Annotated in this window: 14 protein-coding genes; 4 read left to right on the top strand and 10 right to left on the bottom strand. The window is 71.4% G+C overall.

From position 1 onward, the window contains the following. Positions 1 to 21: 21 nt before the first annotated feature. The 3 genes from Q0Z83_RS45755 to Q0Z83_RS45745 are packed head-to-tail and all read right to left on the bottom strand — an operon-like array spanning position 22 to position 6,096. On the bottom strand, positions 22 to 1,674 hold the full coding sequence (locus Q0Z83_RS45755) for a S8 family serine peptidase (protein ID WP_317789811.1): 1,653 nt from the start codon (positions 1,672 to 1,674) through the stop codon (positions 22 to 24). Between the two features lie 53 nt (positions 1,675 to 1,727). Then, positions 1,728 to 3,125, bottom strand: coding sequence for a class II fumarate hydratase (locus Q0Z83_RS45750; protein ID WP_317789810.1), 1,398 nt, complete (start codon positions 3,123 to 3,125; stop codon positions 1,728 to 1,730). Then, complete coding sequence (locus tag Q0Z83_RS45745; protein WP_317789809.1) at positions 3,115 to 6,096, bottom strand: AfsR/SARP family transcriptional regulator; 2,982 nt, start codon at positions 6,094 to 6,096, stop codon at positions 3,115 to 3,117. The genes Q0Z83_RS45750 and Q0Z83_RS45745 overlap by 11 nt, the downstream gene beginning before the upstream one ends. A gap of 297 nt (positions 6,097 to 6,393) precedes the next feature. Here Q0Z83_RS45745 and Q0Z83_RS45740 point away from each other — a divergent pair, with 297 nt between their 5' ends. Next, complete coding sequence (locus Q0Z83_RS45740) at positions 6,394 to 6,987, top strand: hypothetical protein (protein ID WP_317789807.1); 594 nt, start codon at positions 6,394 to 6,396, stop codon at positions 6,985 to 6,987. 48 nt (positions 6,988 to 7,035) lie between these two features. On the opposite strand, the gene Q0Z83_RS45735 is transcribed toward Q0Z83_RS45740, so the two are convergent. The 3 genes from Q0Z83_RS45735 to Q0Z83_RS45725 all read right to left on the bottom strand — a co-directional run bounded on the left by Q0Z83_RS45735 (position 7,036) and on the right by Q0Z83_RS45725 (position 10,602). Next, entirely contained in the window at positions 7,036 to 8,700 is a 1,665-nt protein-coding gene (locus Q0Z83_RS45735) for a fumarate hydratase (protein ID WP_317789806.1), read from the bottom strand. 61 nt (positions 8,701 to 8,761) lie between these two features. Then, positions 8,762 to 10,054 (bottom strand): PQQ-binding-like beta-propeller repeat protein, encoded by a 1,293-nt coding sequence (locus Q0Z83_RS45730; protein WP_317789805.1) that lies wholly within the window; start codon positions 10,052 to 10,054, stop codon positions 8,762 to 8,764. A 62-nt stretch (positions 10,055 to 10,116) separates the two neighbouring features. Continuing rightward, positions 10,117 to 10,602, bottom strand: a complete 486-nt coding sequence (locus Q0Z83_RS45725; protein WP_317789804.1) for an Lrp/AsnC family transcriptional regulator — start codon at positions 10,600 to 10,602, stop codon at positions 10,117 to 10,119. A 170-nt stretch (positions 10,603 to 10,772) separates the two neighbouring features. Here Q0Z83_RS45725 and Q0Z83_RS45720 point away from each other — a divergent pair, with 170 nt between their 5' ends. Beyond that, positions 10,773 to 11,831: an RDD family protein gene (locus Q0Z83_RS45720; RefSeq protein WP_317789803.1), complete on the top strand. Its 1,059-nt coding sequence runs from the start codon at positions 10,773 to 10,775 to the stop codon at positions 11,829 to 11,831. After that, positions 11,828 to 12,907 (top strand): histidinol-phosphate transaminase, encoded by a 1,080-nt coding sequence (gene hisC, locus Q0Z83_RS45715; protein ID WP_317789802.1) that lies wholly within the window; start codon positions 11,828 to 11,830, stop codon positions 12,905 to 12,907. Before Q0Z83_RS45720 ends, hisC begins: the two co-directional genes overlap by 4 nt. A gap of 53 nt (positions 12,908 to 12,960) precedes the next feature. Here hisC and Q0Z83_RS45710 read toward each other — a convergent pair whose 3' ends face one another. Further along, positions 12,961 to 14,175: an MFS transporter gene (locus Q0Z83_RS45710; protein ID WP_317789801.1), complete on the bottom strand. Its 1,215-nt coding sequence runs from the start codon at positions 14,173 to 14,175 to the stop codon at positions 12,961 to 12,963. A gap of 89 nt (positions 14,176 to 14,264) precedes the next feature. Between Q0Z83_RS45710 and Q0Z83_RS45705 the strand changes: the two genes are divergently transcribed. Then, a complete protein-coding gene (locus tag Q0Z83_RS45705) occupies positions 14,265 to 15,776 on the top strand; it encodes an ROK family transcriptional regulator (protein ID WP_317789800.1) in 1,512 nt (503 codons plus the stop codon). A 5-nt stretch (positions 15,777 to 15,781) separates the two neighbouring features. On the opposite strand, the gene Q0Z83_RS45700 is transcribed toward Q0Z83_RS45705, so the two are convergent. From Q0Z83_RS45700 to Q0Z83_RS45690, 3 genes are all read right to left on the bottom strand, one after another. After that, positions 15,782 to 17,233 carry an outer membrane protein assembly factor BamB family protein gene (locus Q0Z83_RS45700; protein ID WP_317789799.1) on the bottom strand — a complete coding sequence of 484 codons (1,452 nt, stop codon included), beginning with the start codon at positions 17,231 to 17,233 and terminating at the stop codon, positions 15,782 to 15,784. A 69-nt stretch (positions 17,234 to 17,302) separates the two neighbouring features. Beyond that, positions 17,303 to 18,145, bottom strand: a complete 843-nt coding sequence (locus tag Q0Z83_RS45695; RefSeq protein WP_317789798.1) for a hypothetical protein — start codon at positions 18,143 to 18,145, stop codon at positions 17,303 to 17,305. 152 nt (positions 18,146 to 18,297) lie between these two features. Then, positions 18,298 to 19,437: a tetratricopeptide repeat protein gene (locus tag Q0Z83_RS45690; RefSeq protein WP_317789797.1), complete on the bottom strand. Its 1,140-nt coding sequence runs from the start codon at positions 19,435 to 19,437 to the stop codon at positions 18,298 to 18,300. Between the last annotated feature and the right edge of the window lie 17 nt (positions 19,438 to 19,454).

Raw genomic sequence — 19,454 nt, 5'->3', positions numbered from 1 at the left:
GGCGCATCCATCGGTCCTCGGTCAGCGGCCGCCGACCGCCGCGTACGCGTCGACGATGCCGTAACCGTAGAAGCCGTTGAAGTTCTCACCGCCCTCGCAGAGCGCGTCGAACTCGGCCGGGCGCCCCTCGTCGGCGTAGGTCTCCAGACGCGGTTCCGGGCAGGCGTGCTCCGCGGCCGAGCGGTACAGGATGTTCTCGACCACGTTCGGCGACAGGGTCTTGCCGCCCCGCCAGAAGTCCCGCGTCCCGTACCGGCTCACGATCAGCGCGCTGACCCCGGACACGTGCGGCGAAGCCATCGAGGTGCCCTGCAGGTAGGTGTAGTAACCACAGGCACCGGCCTTGGTGCAGTCCTTGAGGACCAGGCCCTCGCCGTCCGCGGTGATCTCGCCGGCCGCGTCGACCAGGCCCTCCTCCTGCAGCACCTTGAGCGGGTAGCTGGACAGGATCATGTTGCCGTTGGTGCGGTAGGTGTCGGTGCCGAACCCGTCACGGAACCAGCCGCCCGGCCCGGCCACCGAGATCTGCTCGGTGCCGTAGTTGGAGTAGTCCGCCTTGCGGCCGGTCGGGCCGACCGCGGACACCCCGATCACGTGCGGGCCCTCGACCGGGAGGTCCCAGCAGGTGCGGTTGTCGATCGGGCGGGGGTACGGCGTACCACCGTAGTCCGGGCTGGAGACGTCGGTCCGCGGCTTGCCGAGGTCCTCGTGGTTGTTGCCGAGCGACCCGACGAGGGTGACCCCACGGGCGTGCGCGTAGTTCAGGGCCCGCTTCACCGCGGTGATGATGGCCTGCTGGGCGGCCTGGTCGGCGGGGCTGTCGGCCGGGTTGGCCGTGCAGTTGTAGAGCCACGGGTCGACGTAGAACGACATGTTCACCACGTCGAGCCCGACGTCACCGGCGTAGGTGAGGGCGTTGACCACGGGGTCGAGGAAGAAGTAGCCGGAGTCCTGGCCGCCCTTGAGCTCGACCAGGGTGACGCCGGGCGCGACACCGGACAGGCCGCTGCCGTTGAGCGCGGCACCGATGGTGCCCGCCACATGCGTACCGTGACCGCCGTCGTCGGTGCCGACCGGGTCGAGGCAGCCGGCCACCTCGCAGGCGCCGTCGATGTCCACGATGTCGGGCGCGAAGTTGCGGGACAGCTTGGTGCTGAAGTTCGGCTTCAAGTCGGGGTTGGCGGCGTCCAGCCCGGTGTCCAGCACACCGACGGTGACCTCCCGGTCACCCTTCTCGATCTTGCGGGCCTTGTCGGCCTTGACCATGGTCAGGCCCCACAGTTCGGCGTCGAGCGGGTCGGCCTTGGCCGGGCCGTGCCCCTTGCCGCCGCGCGTCCGCAGACCCTTCTCCGCCCGCTCGACCTTGTTCGGCGCCTGGCCGATGGCCTTGCGCTCGGTCGCCCCGATCAGGGCCGCGGTCGCGGTGGCCCGGCTGCCGAAGGCGGCGTCGGCGGACGAGACGCGGTAGACGCCGACGGCGTCGTTGCGGCTGACGATGGTGCCACCCGCGGCCTGGATGGCGGCTGCCGCGTCGGCGGCGGAGACCCCGTCGGCGGCCACCACCGTGTAGTCACGTGTGACGGTGGGCGCGGCGGTGGCCGAACCGGGGATGGTGGTCAGGAACGCGAGGCCGGTCACGGTGGTGACGGCGCCGGCGACTAGGCGTCTTTTCATGAAAGCACTTCATAGACACCAGTCGCCGCACACAAGATCCCGGCGGCTCGTTCTTACGGTCTGGTCATCCGAAGAACATCGAGCGATTCGTCGAGCTGCGCCTCGGTCAACGTGCCGTTGCCGACGTGTCCGCGCTCGATCACCACCTCGCGGATCGTCCGCCCGGTGGCCAGTGCCTGTTTCGCGATGGCGGCCGCCTCGTCGTAACCCAGGTAGCGGTTGAGCGGGGTGACGATCGACGGTGAGCCCTCCGCGTAGCCCCGGGTGACCTCCTCGTCCGCCTCCAGACCGTCGACGCAGCGGTCGGCGAAGAGGCGGGCCACCGCGGCCAACAGCCGGATCGACTCCAGCACGTTGCGGGCCATCACCGGCAGCATCACGTTGAGCTCGAAGTCGCCCTGGGTCCCGGCGAAGGCGACGGTCGCGTCGTTGCCGATGACCTGGGCGGCGACCTGGCGAACCGCTTCCGGCACCACCGGGTTCACCTTGCCGGGCATGATCGACGAACCGGGCTGGAGATCGGGCAGGCGCAGCTCACGCAGGCCGGCCCGCGGACCCGAGCCCATCCAGCGGATGTCGTTGGCGATCTTGTAGAGGCCGGCGGCGATCACCCGGAGCTGGCCGGACGCCTCGACCAGTGCGTCCCGGGCGCCCTGCGCCTCGAAGTGGTCGCGGGCCTCGGTCAGCGGCAGTCCGGTCTCCTCGGCCAGCAGGCGGATCACCGCCGGGGCGAACCCGGCCGGCGTGTTCACCCCGGTGCCGACCGCGGTGCCGCCGAGCGGCAGCTCACCGAGCCGGGGCAGGGTGTCGCGCAGGCGCTCGACACCGTTGGTGACCTGTCGTGCGTACCCCGAGAACTCTTGGCCCAGAGTGACCGGAGTGGCATCCATGAGGTGCGTGCGGCCGCTCTTGACAACGTTCTTGAAGGTTTCCGCCTTGGCGCTCAGCGCCACCGCCAGGTGGCCGAGCGCCGGGATCAGGTCGGCGCTGACCGCCTCGGTGGCGGCCAGGTGGATCGAGGACGGGAAGACGTCGTTGGACGACTGCGAGGCGTTGACGTGGTCGTTCGGGTGCACCGGCCGACCCAGATCGCGACTGGCCAGGGTGGCGATGACCTCGTTGGCGTTCATGTTCGACGAGGTGCCGGAACCGGTCTGAAAGACGTCGACCGGGAACTGGTCGTCGTAGCCGCCGTCGGCCACGTGCGCGGCGGCCGTCGCGATCGACTCGGCCAGGTCCTTCTCCAGCACGCCGAGGTTCGCGTTGACCCGGGCGGCGGCGCCCTTGATCCGAGCCAGCGCCCGGATGTGGGACGGCTCCAGGCCACGGCCGGAGATCGGGAAGTTCTCCACCGCGCGCTGCGTCTGCGCCCGCCACAGCGCGGCAACCGGCACCCGCACCTCGCCCATCGTGTCGCGTTCGATCCGGAATCCGTTCTCGTCAGTCGTCACCGGACCATCCTCTCTCGACCTCGGACGGATCGCAGTCGATACCGATCTGCCGGAAGAGTGCGATGGCCCTCACCCGCAGCGCCGCCGCCTCCGGATCGCCCGGGTCGAGGCAGGCGGCCAGCCCGGCCTGGGCACGAGCGATGGAGTACGCCATCTGCCCGGCCGTGGCCAGCCGGAGCGACCGCGCGTACATCTCCCGGGCACCGGACACGTCCCCGGCCAGGCGCAGCGTGGTGGCCAGGGCGTGACTGAACTCGGCCTCGTGCCTGGTGTCCCGCATCCGGACCGCGATGTCCAGGGCCCGGCGGTGCTCGGCGCACGCGTCGGCGTACCGGCCGGCGTCCCGGAACAGGCGGGCCCGGTCGTGGTGCAGATCCGCCATGATCGACCGGGAGCCGCTGCGGATCGCGAGCCGCCGGGCCACGTCGACATACCGGTGCGCGGTGTCGACACCGATCCGGCCACGCGCGTACTTCAGACGCTGGAGCAGCAGGACGGCGAGCGCGAGCGGCCCCTCCTCCTCGTGCTCGATCACCGCGATCAGCCGGAGCCGGGCGTAGTGCAGCGCCTCGTCGTAGCGGCCGAGCCGGCCGAGCACCTCGGCCAGGGTGCCCAGCGGACCGGCCGAGGAGGTCTGCATCCGCTGCCGGGCCACGATCCGACGGGACGTGTGGATCGCCTCGATCGCCTCGGCGAACCGGCCCTGTGACTGGTAGAGCGTGCCCAGGTTGCCGTAGCTGGTGGCGAGCGCGCCCGCCTCGCCGAGTTCCTCCCGCAACCGGATGGCCAGCAGTAGGTACTCCTCGGCCGGGCCGTGCTCGCCGCCCCGGGAGTAGGCCGAGGCCAGGTAGTTGGCGATGGTGGCGATGGCGCCCCGGTCACCTGACGACTCGATCCAGTGCATGGCCCGCTGGTGCAGGTCGCGGATGTCGTCCATGTAGCCGCGGAAGAAGAGCGGCTGCCAGGCGGCCCGCGGGATCCGCCAGGCATATCCGCGGCATCCGGCCGCCCCGGCCGCGTCGACCAGGGCGGCCAGGCCCGGTCGTTCCCGTTCCAACCGGGTGTGCGGGTCCTCCAGCGTCGCCACCAGGTCCGGCCGGTCCGGGCGGGGCCAGCCGAGATCCCGGCTCAGCACGTCGTGGTGGCTGGACGCGACCGCCGCGATCAGCGCGTGCAGTTCCAGGTCGAGCACGCCGGTCAGGGCCGCGTGCCGGTCGGGGCCGGGCAGGTCGGCGGCGAGCATCCCGGCGTACTCACGGATCAGGTCGTGCATCCGGTAGACGCCCCGCTCCGGTTCCTCCAGCAGGTGCACGTCGACCAACTCGTCCAGCGCGTCCCGGGCCTCGTCCAGGGTGAGTCCGGCCAGGGCGGCCACCGCGAGGTCGTCGATGGTGCCGACCGGATACACGCCGAGCAGCCGGAACACCCGCTGCAGCGGCGGCGGCAACTGCCGGTAGGTGAGGGTGAAGGCACCGGCCACGGTACGGTCCTCGGCCGCCAGCTCCGGCAACGCCGACTCGCCGAGCCGGCTGAGCAGGTCGGACACCCGCCAGCGGGGCCGATGGGCGAGCCGGGCGCCGGCCAGCCGGACCGCCAGCGGCAGGGCACCGCATCGCCGGACCACCTCGGCCGCCCCGTCCGGATCGCCCCGCACCCGCTCCCCGACGATCCGATCCAGCAGCGCCATCGCCTCGTCGTGGGCCAGGACCGGCAGTGACTCCAGCTGGATGCCGTCCAGCCCGGCCAGCCGCCGACGGCCGGTGACCAGCGCCAGGCTGCCCGGTGTGGTCGGCAGCAGATCGGCGATCTGGGCGCTGGTGGCCGCATTGTCCAGGACGATCAAGAGCCGACGACCGGCCACCTGGGTACGCCAGAACCCGACCCGCTCGACCGGCTCCGGTGGGATCTCCTCGGCGCTGTGCCCGAGCTGACGGAGCAGGGTCAGCAGGGCCGCGGCCGGATCGACCGGATCCTGCTCGCTGTGGCCCTGCAGGTCGACGAAGAGATGCCCGTCCGGGAACCGGTCGCCGATCAGGGTCGCGACGTGCAGCGCCAGGGTGGTCTTGCCGCTGCCGGCCATCCCGTCCAGGACCGCCACCACCGGACCCGACGACTCGGCCGCCTCGATCCCGGCGATCAGGCGATCGACCTGCTCGGTACGACCGGTGAAGTCGCTGACCGTACGGGGAAGGCATCGGATAGCCCCGCCGACCGGCATCGCCGGCGCCGGAACCGGGACCTCGGGCACCGCACCGGCCAGGATGTCGCGGTGCAGATCCTGCAGCTCGCGGCCGGGTTCGATACCCAGCTCGTCGCGCAGCACGTCGCGAGCCCGCCGGAACTCGGCGAGCGCGTCGGCCCGCCGCCCCGATTGGAACAGCGCCATCATCAGCTGGCCGCGCAGCCGCTCCCGCAACGGGAACCGGTCGACCAGGGAGGCCAGCTCGCCGAGCAGCTCCCGGGCCCGGCCGGCGGCCAGCTCCAGATTCATCGCGTCCTCGATGGCGACCGCGCGCCGCTCGTCGAGCATCGCCGCCGCCTGCCGGACCGCCGCCGCGTCGATCTCCGCGCACGCCGGACCGCGCCACAGATCGAGGGCCTCCCGGTACGCCGCCCGGGCGACCGCGGGCCCGGATGCCGATCGGGCGGCGTCGACGAGCATGAGGAACCGTTCCGAGTCCAGCTCGCCCGGTTCGACGCGGATCCCGTACCCCGCCGGGTCGGTCATGATCGCGTCGGCCGGAAGGCCGCGCCGCAGCCGGGACACGCAGGTCTGTACCTGGCCCCGCGCGGTGGCCGGCGGATCGGCGCCCCAGATCGCCTCGGTCAGTTCGCCGAGACTCACAATGCGCCCCGGGTGCAGGAGCATCATCGCGAGTACGACCCGATCACGCCCGGCCGTCACCGCTACCGGACGCTCATCTCTCGTAACAGAGAGTGTTCCTAGAATGTGGTAGCGCAAAGTAGCCATCCCCGTCCTGTGCGCTCGCGACCGAAGCCTACCGAGAGCCTCAAGAGCGGATCGACAGCGAATCGATAGCGGCCTACGGCAACCTTCTCCCCAGCGCCGCTTCGCCGCCGATGCTTCCAAAGAGCGCCCCCAGAGCGTGGCGAGGCGGCCCAGGCATCAACGGGGGAGAGACAGCCCGCTCGTGGTACGCCACGGGCGGGCTGTTCGTATCCCAGCGATCACACAGAGTTGGACGTCACCGGCTTCGTTACGTACCGTCGACTGGGTTTGGATGACCCCGACGAAGAGGAATCCCCGATGCGACGCGCCATCCTGGCCGTGCTCGCGGGCGGTGTGCTGGTCACCAGTGCCGCCTGTGGCGACGATGCGAAGAACGAGGACACCGCCGCGCCGGTTGTCACCACGCCCGCCGTGGCCTCGGCCCCGACCCCCGAGGCGTCGTCCGCGGCGCCCGATTTCACCGCCGACACCGTCCGCGCCTGCGAGCGTCTGGACAAGGTCTTCTCCACCGAGTTCGGTGACTTCGGCGGGGCGTTGGGCAAGATGATCGCCTACAAGGAGGCGAAGGACACCGCCAACGCCACCAAGGCGGAGAAGCAGGCCGCCACCGAGCTGAAGGTGATCGGCACGCAGATCCGCAAGGAGACCGCGAACGCGCCGGATCCCGAGCTCAAGTCGGTGGCCACCACCTCGGCGCAGCGGATCGAGACGAGCGCCAAGGATCTCACCTACATCAAGGGCATCAAGAGCACCAAGGACCTGGACGGCTCACTCCAGCAGCAGATCGCCACCTGGATCAGCCCGCTGGCCGGTTACTGCGGCGTCAAGCGAGCCGTCGAGACCCCGTCCGCCGACGCCTCGCTGTCACCCGCGCCGAGCCCGTCGCAGTAGCGGCCCCGACCGGGCCGTCGGGGCAGCGCGCCCCGGCGGCCGGTCCGATCAGCGACGGCCGATGCTGAAGATCGGGTTCGGCTTCGTCACGTCGGCGAAGAAGTCGTTGCCCTTGTCGTCGACGACGATGAAGGCGGGGAAGTCCTCGACCTCGATCTTCCAGACCGCCTCCATGCCGAGCTCCGGGAACTCCAGGACCTCGACGTGGCGGATGCAGTCCTGGGCCAGCCGCGCGGCCGGGCCGCCGATCGAGCCGAGGTAGAAGCCGCCGTAGGTCTGGCAGGCGTCGGTGACCTGCTTGGACCGGTTGCCCTTGGCCAGCATGACCATCGAGCCGCCGGCCGCCTGGAACTTCTCGACGTAGGAGTCCATCCGGCCGGCCGTGGTCGGGCCGAACGAGCCGGACGCGTACCCCTCGGGGGTCTTGGCCGGACCGGCGTAGTAGACCGCGTGGTCACGCATGTACTGCGGCATCGGCTGGCCCGCGTCGAGCCGCTCGGCGATCTTGGCGTGCGCGATGTCGCGGGCGACCACCAGCGGGCCGGTCAGCGACAGCCGGGTCTTCACCGGGTACTTGCTCAGCTCCGCGCGGATCTCCGCCATCGGCCGGTTCAGATCGATGTTGACGACCGGCGACGACTCCAGGTCGACGTCGGGCAGGTAGCGGGCCGGGTCGGTCTCCAGCCGCTCCAGCCAGACACCGGACGGGGTGATCTTGGCGACCGCCTGCCGGTCGGCCGAGCAGGACACCGCGATCGCAACCGGGCAGGACGCGCCGTGCCGGGGCAGCCGGATCACCCGGACGTCGTGGCAGAAGTACCGCCCGCCGAACTGGGCGCCGATACCGAAGTCACGGGTCAGCTCCAGGACCGCGGCCTCCAGCTCCACGTCACGGAAGCCGTGCGCCAGCATCGTGCCCGAGGTGGGCAGGTTGTCCAGATACTTCGCGGAGGCCAGCTTCGCCGTCTTCAGCGCATGCTCGGCGCTGGTGCCACCGATCACCACGGCGAGGTGGTACGGCGGACACGCCGACGTGCCGATCAGGCGCAGTTTCTCGTCCAGGAACTGCATCATGCGCTGCGGGTTGAGTAGCGCCTTCGTCTCCTGGTACAGGTACGACTTGTTGGCCGAGCCGCCGCCCTTGGCCATGAACAGGAACTTGTACGCGTCGGGGTGGCCGCCCGGATCCTCGGCGTACAGCTCGATCTGGGCCGGCAGGTTGGTCCCGGTGTTCTTCTCGTCCCACATGGTGATCGGGGCGAGCTGCGAATATCGCAGGTTGAGCCGGGTGTAAGCCTGGTAGACGCCGAGCGCGATGGCCGCCTCGTCGGTGCCGTCGGTCAGCACGTGCCGCCCACGCTTGCCCATCACGATCGCGGTGCCGGTGTCCTGGCACATCGGCAGCACGCCGCCGGCCGCGATGTTCGCGTTGCGCAGCAGGTCCAGCGCGACGAACCGGTCGTTCGGCGACGCTTTCGGGTCGTCGATGATGGCGCGCAGCTGGGTCAGGTGGGCAGGCCGCAGATAGTGCGCGATGTCGTGCATCGCCTCCGCGGTGAGCTGGGTGAGCGCGGCCGGCTCGACGGTCAGGAACCGTCGCCCGCCGGGGCCCTCGACGACATCGACACCCTCGTCCGTGACCAAGCGGTACTCGGTCAGGTCGTCGCCGGTCGGGAGGAGCGGCGAATACCTGAAATCGGCGCTGGAGCTCATGAACCGAAAGATTAGGCCAGCGGGGCGGCGCGACGCGAACCCATCCCCGCCGCTCCGCTTTTCAGGCGAACGGCAGATACGCCATGTCGCGGCCGGCGACCAGGATCATGCCGTCCGGACCCACGGTGAAAACCTTCGCATCAGTCTGCACATCGGCACGAACCGCCCCGGTAGTGAGCCCCAGTGCGGTCACCCGACCTTTGGAGGCCACGATCGCGGCGTACGGGGTGAGTGCCGCCCCGGCGTCCGGACGGTCGTCCTGTCGCCACACGTTCCGGTCCTTGGTGAACGAATATCCCCGGATCGACTGACCCTTGCGGATCACCGCATAGGTGTCGTCGACCGCGAGGACCGTCGACTCCTTGTCGCCGTACCAGAGGTTCCGCCCGTCATAACCGTTGATCAGCACCTCGCGACCGTACGGATCCACGCCGAGCACCACGTTGTACCCACCGGCCGGATCCCGGTCCTGCTCGCACGCCGAGCCGTTGTCCGCGGTCCGCAGGTTCAGCCCGTCCCGCTGCCACACCTTCTCACCACTCGGGCTGCCGCCGACCACGCCGTAGTAGCAGGTGCCGTCCCGGGCCGTGCCGGTGACCGTGAGCACCCGCCCGCCGACCACCGCGACCCGTTGGTCCCGCGCCGGACGCAGAGTCTGCACCAGCTTCCCGGTGGCCGTGTCGATCACCCGGACCTCGCCGTCGTGCGGCAGGCCGATCAGCCCGGGTAACACCGGCGGGCCGGCCACGTCGTCGTCCACCGACCCGGAGATCAGTCGCCGGGTGTCCGGCAGGTCCGGGTTGGCGGCGTCCAGGACGAACCCGATGCTGCCGGTGCCGACCGACCACAACTGGGTGCCGGACCGCGGATCCCAGGCGGTGAGCCGGCAGTCGTCGCCCCCGCCACAGCTCAGGTCCACGATCGCGTCCTGGTAGGTCCAGACCGCCGACGCCGCGGTGTCCGAGCGCCGGATCGCGCCCGTCGACGGGTCGAGCACCTGGTAGCCCTTGGTCAGCAGACGTCCGGTCACCACCACCGCGTTGGCGCCCTTGCCGGCGACCGCGGCCCAGTCGGCGTCGGACGACCACAGTTTCACGGCGGCGGTCAGGCCGTACGCCTCGACCGACGTCCGGTACTCGACGATCACCGCGTCACCGGCGATGGACACGCTCTGCGGGGTGCCGCCGAGCGACGCCTGCCAGCGGGTGCCCGGCGCGACCGGTCCGCTCGTGGTGATCCAGGACCAGAGCTGCGGCCACGGGTTCCACACCCGGGTGGTGGCCAGGACGGTGAGGGCCACCGCGGCGACGGTGACCATCCAGAGTCCCTTCCAGGAACCGCCTGCCGAGGCCATGCGGGCAGGGTAATGACCTTCGATCCCGGAAGGGTCGAGCGCGGAAAGTCCGTGTCGTCACACTATGCGTGACTTGCCGACCTCACCAGGGGCACCGTCCGGTACGGGATCAGCTCCGCGAGCGCGATGATCGTATGCGCCCGCACGATGCCCTCGTAGCCGACGATCTGGTCGATCACCCGCTGCAGGTCGGCGTTCGACCGGGCCACGATCCGGCACAGGATGTCCCCGCTGCCGGTGATCGTGTGCGCCTCCAGGACCTCGGGAATCTCCGCCAGATGCTCGGCGACGGCGTCGTGGCCGTACCGCTGACTGATCTCCAGCGTCACGAAACTCATCACGCCGAACCCGATCGCCTCGGGAGCCACCTCCGGTCCGAAGCCCTTGATCGCGCCCCGCGCGATCAGCTTGTCCAGCCTTGCCTGCACCGTCCCGCGCGCCACCGCGAGCCGCCGAGAGAGTTCCAGCACACCGATCCTCGGCTCGGCCGCCAGCATCGCAATCAGGCGTGCGTCGAGCGCATCGAGCTGGACAGTCTGCTCACCCACGACCGGAACCTATCGCACCGATTGCACACGCTGACCATCGATCATCGGAAGGGTTGCTCATGGCCATGGGCTGCGTCACTGTCAGGCCACCTGGGAGACTGTGATCAGGCCCTCGCGGCAGACGACCGCGGCGCAGGGAAGTGTCAGGCTGTCGTGGTAAAGGTTTGCGCATGAGTTCCGTTCCCGCGGGTTGGTACAAGGACCCGGCCGACACCAGTACCCAGCGCTATTGGGACGGTGAGGGCTGGCTGGGCAAGGCCATTCCGGCCGACGCCGTGCCGCCGGACGGCCCGCCCGCGGCCGAGCCGGAACCACCCGCGCCGGACCCGTCTCCGCAGCCCACGCCACCGGCCACCGGGCCGGCCACCCCGCCCGTCGCGCCGACACCGCCACCGGCCTGGGGCCAGCCGCCGCCCGGGTGGGGTCCACCCCCGGCACCGCCCGGCCCGCCTGTGGGGCCGCCGCCCGGCCCGCCTGTGGGGCCGCCTGTGGGGCCGCCTGTGGGGCCGCCGCCCGGCTGGGCTCCGCAGCCTCCGCCTCCGCCCGGCTGGCAGCCGCCGCCCGGGATGCAGCCGCCGCCCGGCTGGCAGCAGTCCCAGGCGCATCCGGCCGCCCCGCCGTATCCGTACCCGTATCCGTTCCCGCTGCCCGAGGTCCGGCCGCACGGGATGGCGCTGGCCGGGCTCGGCAAGCGGCTCACCGCACGACTCATCGACATCGTCGCGGTGCTGCTGCTCAACGTCGTGGTGAACGGCTACTTCGTGTACCTGTACATGCAGGACTTCCTGCCGATCTTCCACAACATCATGGACCGGGCCGCGACCGGCGCCACCGTGCCCGTCACCCCGCAGGGCACCCCGCGGATGGAGGTCCTGACCATTGCGATCATCGTCCTCGCCACCCTGCTCTGGTTGGCCTATGAGGCGCCGGCGATCAGCAACAGCGGGCAGACCATCGGTAAGCGGATCATGGGCATCAAGGTCGTCCCGGTGGAGAATCCAGGGCAGATCGGCTTCGCCCGGGCGTTCACCCGCTGGGCCCGACTCGGCATGTGGACACTGTTCTGGTCGTGCGGCGTCGGACTGGTCATCCAGTTCCTGTACGCGTTGTCGCCAGTCTTCGACCCCCGCCTGCGTCAAGCCTGGCACGACAAAGCGGCGGCCACCGTCGTCGTGGACGTGCCCGTGGGCGGCGTGCCACCGACCATCGATACCGGAGGATCCCGATGACCCGCCTCACCCGCGCCGACCTGGACGCGCTGCCCGCCTACGTACCCGGTCGCAGTGTCGCCGACCTGGCCCGCGAGCTGGGCATCGCCGAGGCGGTCAAGCTGGCCAGCAACGAGGTGCCGTACGGTCCGCTGCCCGGCGTGGTCGAGGCGGTCACCGAGGCGGTCCGGACCGTCCACAGGTACCCGGACATGGGTGTCGTCGAGCTGCGCGACCGCATCGGCGCCTGGCTCGGCGTCGACCCGGCCCGGGTGGTCACCGGCTGCGGCTCGGTGGCGCTGGCCGAGATCCTGGTCAAGGCCACCTGTCTGCCGGGTGACGAGGTCGTCTACTCGTGGCGGTCCTTCGAGGCGTACCCGATCATCGCCGCCGGAGCCGGCGCCACCAGCGTTCGCGTACCGAACACCGCGGAGCACGGGCACGACCTGGCCGCCATCTCCGCCGCGATCACCGATCAGACCCGGCTCGTCTTCGTCTGCAATCCGAACAACCCGACCGGCACGTTCCTGCGCGCGGCCGAGCTCGACCGATTCCTCGCCGACGTGCCGTCCGACGTGCTCGTGGTGCTCGACGAGGCGTACCGGGAGTTCGTCACCGACCCGGAGGTGCCGGACGGCCTCGCCACCTACGGCGACCGGCCGAACGTCGTCGTGCTGCGCACCATGAGCAAGGCGTGGGGCCTGGCCGGTCTGCGGATGGGCTACCTGGTCGCCCAGCCCGAGGTCGCGGCCGCCGTCCGCAAGGTCGTCACCCCCTTCTCCACCAGCCTGGTCGCCCAGGCCGCAGCGCTCGCCGCCCTCGATCAGGAGGAGGAGGTACGCCGCCGCTGCGCCCTGGTCGTGTCGGAGCGGACCCGCGTCACCGAGGCGCTGCGCAAGCTCTCCCTCGACGTGCCGGACAGCCAGGCCAACTTCGTCTGGCTGCCACTCGGTGACCGGACCGCCGGGTTCACCGCCGCCTGCGAGAGCCGCGGCGTGATCGTGCGCGGCTTCCACCCGGAGGGTGTCCGGGTGACCATCGGCACCCCCGAGGAGAACGACCTCTTCCTGGCCACCGCCGAGACCGCCCTCGCCTGACCGTTCGTGCCTCCGGCCCGCCCGCGGCCCGATCCGGGTCGTGGGCGGCGCTTTCAGTGAGCGACGCTCGCTTCGATGCGGTCGTGCTCCTCGTCGCTGATCCGGGCCGGGAACACTCCGCGCCACAGCGCCACCAATACGCACGCCACCAGCACGAACCCGGCTCCGAGCACCGGCAGCACACCCAGCTGCCCGGCGCTGACGAACCGCTCCCCCACGAACGCCCCGCTGCCGATCCCGATCTGGAACGCGACCACATAGACCGCCGAAGCCGCGTCCCGGGCGGTGGGCGCGACCCGCAGCGCCGCCGACCCGAGGAACACCGGGATCGCGTTGAACGCGCCACCCCACACGAGCACCGCGGCCGCCGTCGCGGCCGGCCCCAGCACCGGCGCGAGCAGCACCATCGACCCGGCCGCGGCGGCCGTCAGCCCGATCACGAACGGCCCGGGCCGCCGGTCCACGAACCGCCCGACCACGAAGTTGCCGATCAGCCCGACCGCGCCGTACCCCAGCAGCAACGCACTGAGCGCCGGCCCGTCCAGCCCGGCGTCCCGGCGAACCAGCGGCGCGATGTACGTGTAGGCCGCGAAGTGCCCCACCACCAGCACCACGGTGATCACGCAGAGCCCGGTGACCCGCCCGTTGCGCAGGATCAGCACGGCGTCCCGGAGCTGCCTACCGAGGGCCGCCTCCCGGTCCCGGGGCAGCGGCTGCATCGCCGGCAGCAGCAGAAGCAGCGCGACCAGGCAGATCGCCCCGGCGACGGCCATCAGCCCGATCGACAGCCGCCAGCCCAGCCACTGCCCGAGAGCGGTGCCGAGCGGCACACCGAGCACGATGGCCAGCGAGTTCCCGATGAAGACCAGCGACGTGGCCCGGCCCACCTGCCCCGGTGGTGCGAGCCGGGCGGTGATCGGCCCGATCACCGACCAGAACACACCGTGCGCCAGCGCGCAGATCAACCGGGACAGCACGAGCACCAGGAAGGTCGGCGCGAGTGCCGCGGCCGCCTGGGAGACGACGAAGACCGCTACCGTGGCGGCGAGCAGGCTGTGCCGGGGCAGCCGCATGGTGAGCGCGGTGAGCGGGATCGTGCTGACCGCGGCGATCACGGCATAACTGGTGAGCAGCAGCCCGACCTGCGCCTCGGTGACGTGGAGGCCTTCCGAGATCTGCGGGAGGAGACCGACGGGCAGAGTTTCGGCGGTGACGTAACAGAAGGTGGAGGTGCCGAGGACGACGAGCGCCGGGCGGTTGAGTCTCACCCTTCGCACAATAAACTCCGAGACAGAGCTTAAAAAGGGAGTACGCCTGTGACGACCCGCTCCACCCGTGTTCTCGGTCGGGAACCGAGGTGACGACCCGCTCCACCGCACTGCTCGGCATGGTGCACCGCAACCCGGGCGTGACCCGTGCCGACGCGGCCCGCCTCCTCGGCGTGGGTACCGGCGCGGCCACCGAACTCGTCACCAGGCTCAGCCGTGCCGCCCTGCTCACCCAGGCCCCCGCCGCCCCGAGCGGCACCCGCGGCCGTCCCACCACGATCCTGCTGCCACACCCCGACGGCCCCCTGGTCCTGGCCCTGGCGATCACTCACGAGGCGTGGCGGCTCGACGTCGTCGCCCTCGGCGGCACCGCCCTCGCCTCCCTCTCGGAACGGCACGGCGGCGCTCCCTGGGCCGAGGTCCGCGCGGCGGTCACCGTCGCGATCAAAGACTTCCTCGCACGGTACGGCGACCGCCTCCGCGCCATCGGCATCTCCGTTCCCGGTCCCGTCTCCCGCAGCCTGCGCCTGGACGCGTTCAACTCCGACTGGCACGGCATCGACCTGAACGACCTGTGGCCCGAGGCCGGACTCCTGGTCGCCGGCAACGACGCCACCCTGGCCGCCACCGCCGAACACCGCCGGGGCGCCGCCACGGGCGCCGCCGTGGCCCTGCACCTGCGTATCGAAGCCGGCCTGGGCGGCGCCGTGATCGACGACGGCCACCCGGTGATCGGCGCCCATGGAGCAGCCGGCGAATTCGGCCACATGCCGTTCGGCGACCCGACCGTCCGCTGCGGTTGCGGCGCACACGGCTGCTGGGGAACGGCCGTCGACGGCACCGCACTGGCCCGCCTCCTGGGCGACCCCCACCCCCGCGACCCGGTCACCTATGCCCGTCACGTGATAGCCACCGCGACCCGGGCGCTACGCTCCCAACGCTCCCGCCAGGACCTGGCCGGCCTACCCCCACCGACCGAAGCCTTTCCGTCAGTCACCCCACCGACCGAAGCCCTGCCGTCAGTCACCCCACCCACCACAGCCACACCGGCAGCCACTCCACAACCCGCAGCCACGCCGCTCACCACCACGGCAGCCACCGCCGCCACGCCGCTCACCACCGCGGCCGCGCCGCTCACCACAGCCACCGCGGCCACGCCGGTTTCGCCGTCACCGCCCACCACGGCAACGCCGCTCACCACAGCAACCCCGACCATGCCGGTCATCACGGCCACCGCGCCCACGCCGGTCGCCCTTGGTGCTCTGGCCGCCGGCAGCCCGTACAGCTCGGGTGAAAGTGGCCCCGACATCGACCCGGAAGCCGCCGCCGAAGCGGTGCGCACCGTCGGCGTCGCGCTCGGCCGCGGAATCGCCGGCCTGGTCAACGCTCTGGACCCGGACCTGGTGACACTCGGCGGCCTGGGTGTCGACCTGCTGGCCGCGGTCCCCGAGGTGATCGACGCCGCCTACCGTGACGGCCTCATGCTGATCCATCGGGAGTCACCACCCCCGGTGCTGCCCGCGGCGCTCCCGGACGACGAGGGCCCCATCGCGGGCGCCGCCGAGGAGGCCTGGTCGGCCCTGCTCCCCCGCCTGACCTGACCGTCTCAGTCCGGAAGCGCGACCAGCAGAACCGTGTCCGGCGTGAAGTAGTAGACCGGGGACTCCGGATCATCTGACGCGTCCCGGTTGAGGCGTTCGATGGCCAGGAAACCGTCGGTCAGGTGGTAGAGACCGGGCTTCCAGTCGAGGGTGTCCTCCTTGTCCGGCGCGAAGAGCAGCGGCATCGAATACTTCAGATCCCCGGTCCGGACGTCCACCCCCCTCAACATGTTCTCCGGCGTCAGCAGCAACACCGTCTCCGAGTCTCCCCCAAGCACCCGGGCCGGCCCCGAAGTTGTCCACAGGGCCGCTCCATCCACAGTCCGAGCGGCAACCGCCGGGAAAAAGGAGGAAGGTGTGGTCCCGGGCGGCGTCAACGGCAGCCCGTCGACGGGAGCGGAGGTGGACGGTGACGGCGAGACCAGGCCGGCAGAGACCGAGACCGAGACCGGGCCCGGAGCGGAGGTGGACGGCGACGGCGAAACCGGGCCGGCAGAGACCGGGGCCGAGCCCGGAGCCGAGGTGGACGATGACGGCGAAACCGGGCCGGCAGAGACCGCGGCCGAGCCCGGAGCCGAGGTGGACGGGCCGGGCGTCACCGGCGGCGCCGACGGGGCGGGAGCGTCGGCTTGCGCGGCGGTGATGACGGTGCCCGCCACCAGGACAGCGAGTGGATCATCGAGCGCCGGGACCCGCCGAGGCTCCGCCGCGGTGGCGAGCCACCCCTGGCCCGCGCCGTCGCGGAACGCGTCACAGCCGGAGTTCCCGCAACCGACCGGGCTGAAGGGACCGGTCGGCCATCCGGTGAGCAGCTCACCCGACGTCGCGTCGTAGGCGCCGGTGGCACAGAGGTAGGCGCCAGCGCTGGTGGTGAAGCCCTCCGAGCACCCGGCCGGGACAGTCGTCGTCCAGCTCGACCGGCCGGTGCTCACGGCGTACCCGGAAAGGATCTGCCCCTCGGTGACCAGGACGTTTCCGCCGGCGATCCGCAAACCGGGAGGATTCCAGACGGCCGCGGCACCGGTCCGGTGTCCGGCATAGCCGGGCCCTTCCGGCCCGTCGGCGCGCCAGGTCTCTTTTCCGGTACGAGAATCGATCGCCACCAGTTTCCCGTCGGACCACCTGGTGATCACCGTCGTGCCGCTCGCCACGATCGCGCTGAGCTGTTCCGGCCACCGGCGGAAGGACCACCGCGCGGTGTAGACGGCACGAGCCGTGACCGGTCCGTCCGCCCGCACCTGGTGCTTCGCCGCATAGACGCGCACCGTCCCGTCGACGACGAGCGGCGCCACATTGAGTCGGCTGGTCACGCCGATCTGCCGGGACGAGGGTGTGGGAGGGTTCGGCGTCCTGGCGCTCGCCGACAGCTCAGCGGGAGCCAGCACACGCCAGCCGATCAGGCCGCTCACCACCAGCAGAAGCGCCGCCACCGTGATTCGCAGCAGCACCCGGTTCACGGCCGTGAGTATTCCAGGTCGTATCCAGCCTGCTCATCCGCGGGCGGCCCGCGGCCCGTCGGGGACGTGCTATTCGTAGCCGCCGTTGATCAGGCCGAGCCGGACGAGTTCGGTCAGCGGCTCGACGACGTTGGCGGCGCCGAAGCCGACGAAAAGGGGCCGCGGCCCGTCCCGATGGGTGCGGGCCGGCTCGACGAGCGGGACCGGGTGGGTGGCCGCGAGCGCTTCGGCGACCTCGGCGACCTCGCCCCCGCCCGCGGCGATCAGAGTGGCGACCAGCACGTTGAGGAAGCCGTGGTGGGTGAACCCGGTCTCCGGATCGGTGTGCCGGGTGGCATGCCGCAGACCGGCGGCGAGTTTGAACGGCAACTGCCGGTCGCGGCAGGCGCAGATCACCGCGGCCAGTTCGACGGGTGTCGGGAAGAGTTCCGCGGCCAGGCCGCCGACTCGGAACTTCGGCGCGATCGACAGACCGCCGGCGCGTGCCTCGGCGACCGAGTCGAGGGCGGAGAGCAGCCCCCAGCTGAGCGGGATCTCGGCGTAGAGGGGCAGACCGTTCTGCGCCTCAGCGAACCGGCAGAGGGTGGCGACCCCCGGTTGTGGGTCCTCACCGCGCCTGGCCACCGCTGCTTCGACGTGTTCGACCACCACTCCGGCGGCCTGGAGTTTCTCGACTGTGGCGGGCAGGGCCGCGGCCGGCACGTCGCCGATCAGACCGGCAGTGAGGCGGGGCATCTGTTCGATACCGACCGTCGATGCCGGCACGAGCAGCGATCCGACCAGGCCCCGATACCAGGCGGTGGCGTGCTCGTGGTGCTTGGCGACCGCGTCGGTCAGGCCGATCGGGCTGGGTGGGAGCAGGGAAGCGTCATCGACCAGCCCGGCGTAGAGCGGAGGCACCATCGTTGACACGAATCCGAACCTAATAGACGGCGTGAGATACGGACAACCAAGTCCGTTATGTCACTTCCCAGCCCGATCGGGCAACACGACGCCGGTCACCGCGGCACGACGCCGGACGAGTGTCGCCCGTGCGGGGTGCCGCGCGTCCCGGAATCCGCCGGTCAGGGGCGGCGGTGCAGCAGCACCACGAGCTCGGCCACCGCCGCGGTGACCATCCCGGCGACGAGTGGCACCGGTCCGCCGACCACGGCATAGCCCAGCAGGAACAGCGGCGCGGCGAAGGTCAGATAGACCGCCCCGGCGAGCAGCCGGTCACCGGCCCGCAGCCGGCGCAGGACGACTCCGGCAGGTTCGGGCAGCCGCCCGCGGAACCAGAAGACGACGGCACCGAAGACGAGGACACCGATCAGGCCCGCCCACACGCGGGAGATCCCGGCGCTGATCAGCGTCATCGCGGCGGCCACGACAGCGGCGATGACGACACCACCGGCGCCGTATCCGACTGTCTCCCGGACCGCCTGGGTCGACTCCTCGGAGATGTCGAGGACCGGCCGGGGCAGGCTGACCGAGGGTGGGGCGGGCGGGGCAGGCGGGACCGGCTCGTCCAACGCGGCGGGCGAATCGGGCACCTCGGACGACGCCGGCGGGGGTGGCGGCGCCTGTGGCGAGCTGAGTGACGCCTCCTCGGCGAGGTCCTCGATGGCTCGTGCCCAACGCCGCCGTTCGAATCGCACGATGCCTGTCGCGCGGCCCGCGTCACCTATCGTCGAGTCGAGTTCGAGGGCTTCCCCGTAGGCCCGCTGAGCCAGGTCGAACAGGCGCAGCCGGGCGGCGACCACAGCCAGGACCAGGTGCGCCTCGGCCTCGGTCGGTGCGACGCGAACGCCGTTCCAGGCTGCGTTGAGCGCCTCCTGCCCGTTGCGGGACTCGCTGAGCAGGGCCGCGCCGGTGCGCTGCGCATACGGATCGTCGGGCCAGTCGCGGAGGATCTCGGCGGCGATCCGGGCGGCATCGGCGTAGCGCCGACTGTCGACGAGCGCCATGGCCCGGACCACCAGGGCGGACAGTGCCTGCGGGTCGGCGGTGGCGGCCCGGTCCGCGGCGGCCAGGGCCTCGGCGGGCTGGTCGGCAATGAGATGGATACGGGCGAGAGTGGCGAGGAGGGTGACCTCGTGAGGTTCGGCGGTCAGGCCGGCCGCGATCTCGTCGGCGGCCTCGTCATAGCGGCCGAGGTCGGCGAGAAGGAGGGCACGCTGCCGGTGCTCCTCCGGGGTGGTATCGGGCTCCAAGGGGGCGGGCACGTGCCGACTTTAGGCCG

Source organism: Actinoplanes sichuanensis (genome assembly GCF_033097365.1).
Taxonomy (GTDB): domain Bacteria; phylum Actinomycetota; class Actinomycetes; order Mycobacteriales; family Micromonosporaceae; genus Actinoplanes; species Actinoplanes sichuanensis.
Note: the sequence above shows the minus strand (reverse complement) of the source record. Positions and strands in the feature narration are given on the sequence as shown.

Bases quoted from the DNA above. Each gene is read 5' to 3' on its own strand.
- Q0Z83_RS45730 (WP_317789805.1), bottom strand. From the start codon at position 10,054: ATGGCCTCGGCAGGCGGTTCCTGGAAGGGACTCTGGATGGTCACCGTC.
- Q0Z83_RS45720 (WP_317789803.1), top strand. From the start codon at position 10,773: ATGAGTTCCGTTCCCGCGGGTTGGTACAAGGACCCGGCCGACACCAGT.
- hisC (WP_317789802.1), top strand. From the start codon at position 11,828: ATGACCCGCCTCACCCGCGCCGACCTGGACGCGCTGCCCGCCTACGTA.
- Q0Z83_RS45755 (WP_317789811.1), bottom strand. From the start codon at position 1,674: ATGAAAAGACGCCTAGTCGCCGGCGCCGTCACCACCGTGACCGGCCTC.
- Q0Z83_RS45740 (WP_317789807.1), top strand. From the start codon at position 6,394: ATGCGACGCGCCATCCTGGCCGTGCTCGCGGGCGGTGTGCTGGTCACC.
- Q0Z83_RS45735 (WP_317789806.1), bottom strand. From the start codon at position 8,700: ATGAGCTCCAGCGCCGATTTCAGGTATTCGCCGCTCCTCCCGACCGGC.
- Q0Z83_RS45745 (WP_317789809.1), bottom strand. From the start codon at position 6,096: ATGGCTACTTTGCGCTACCACATTCTAGGAACACTCTCTGTTACGAGA.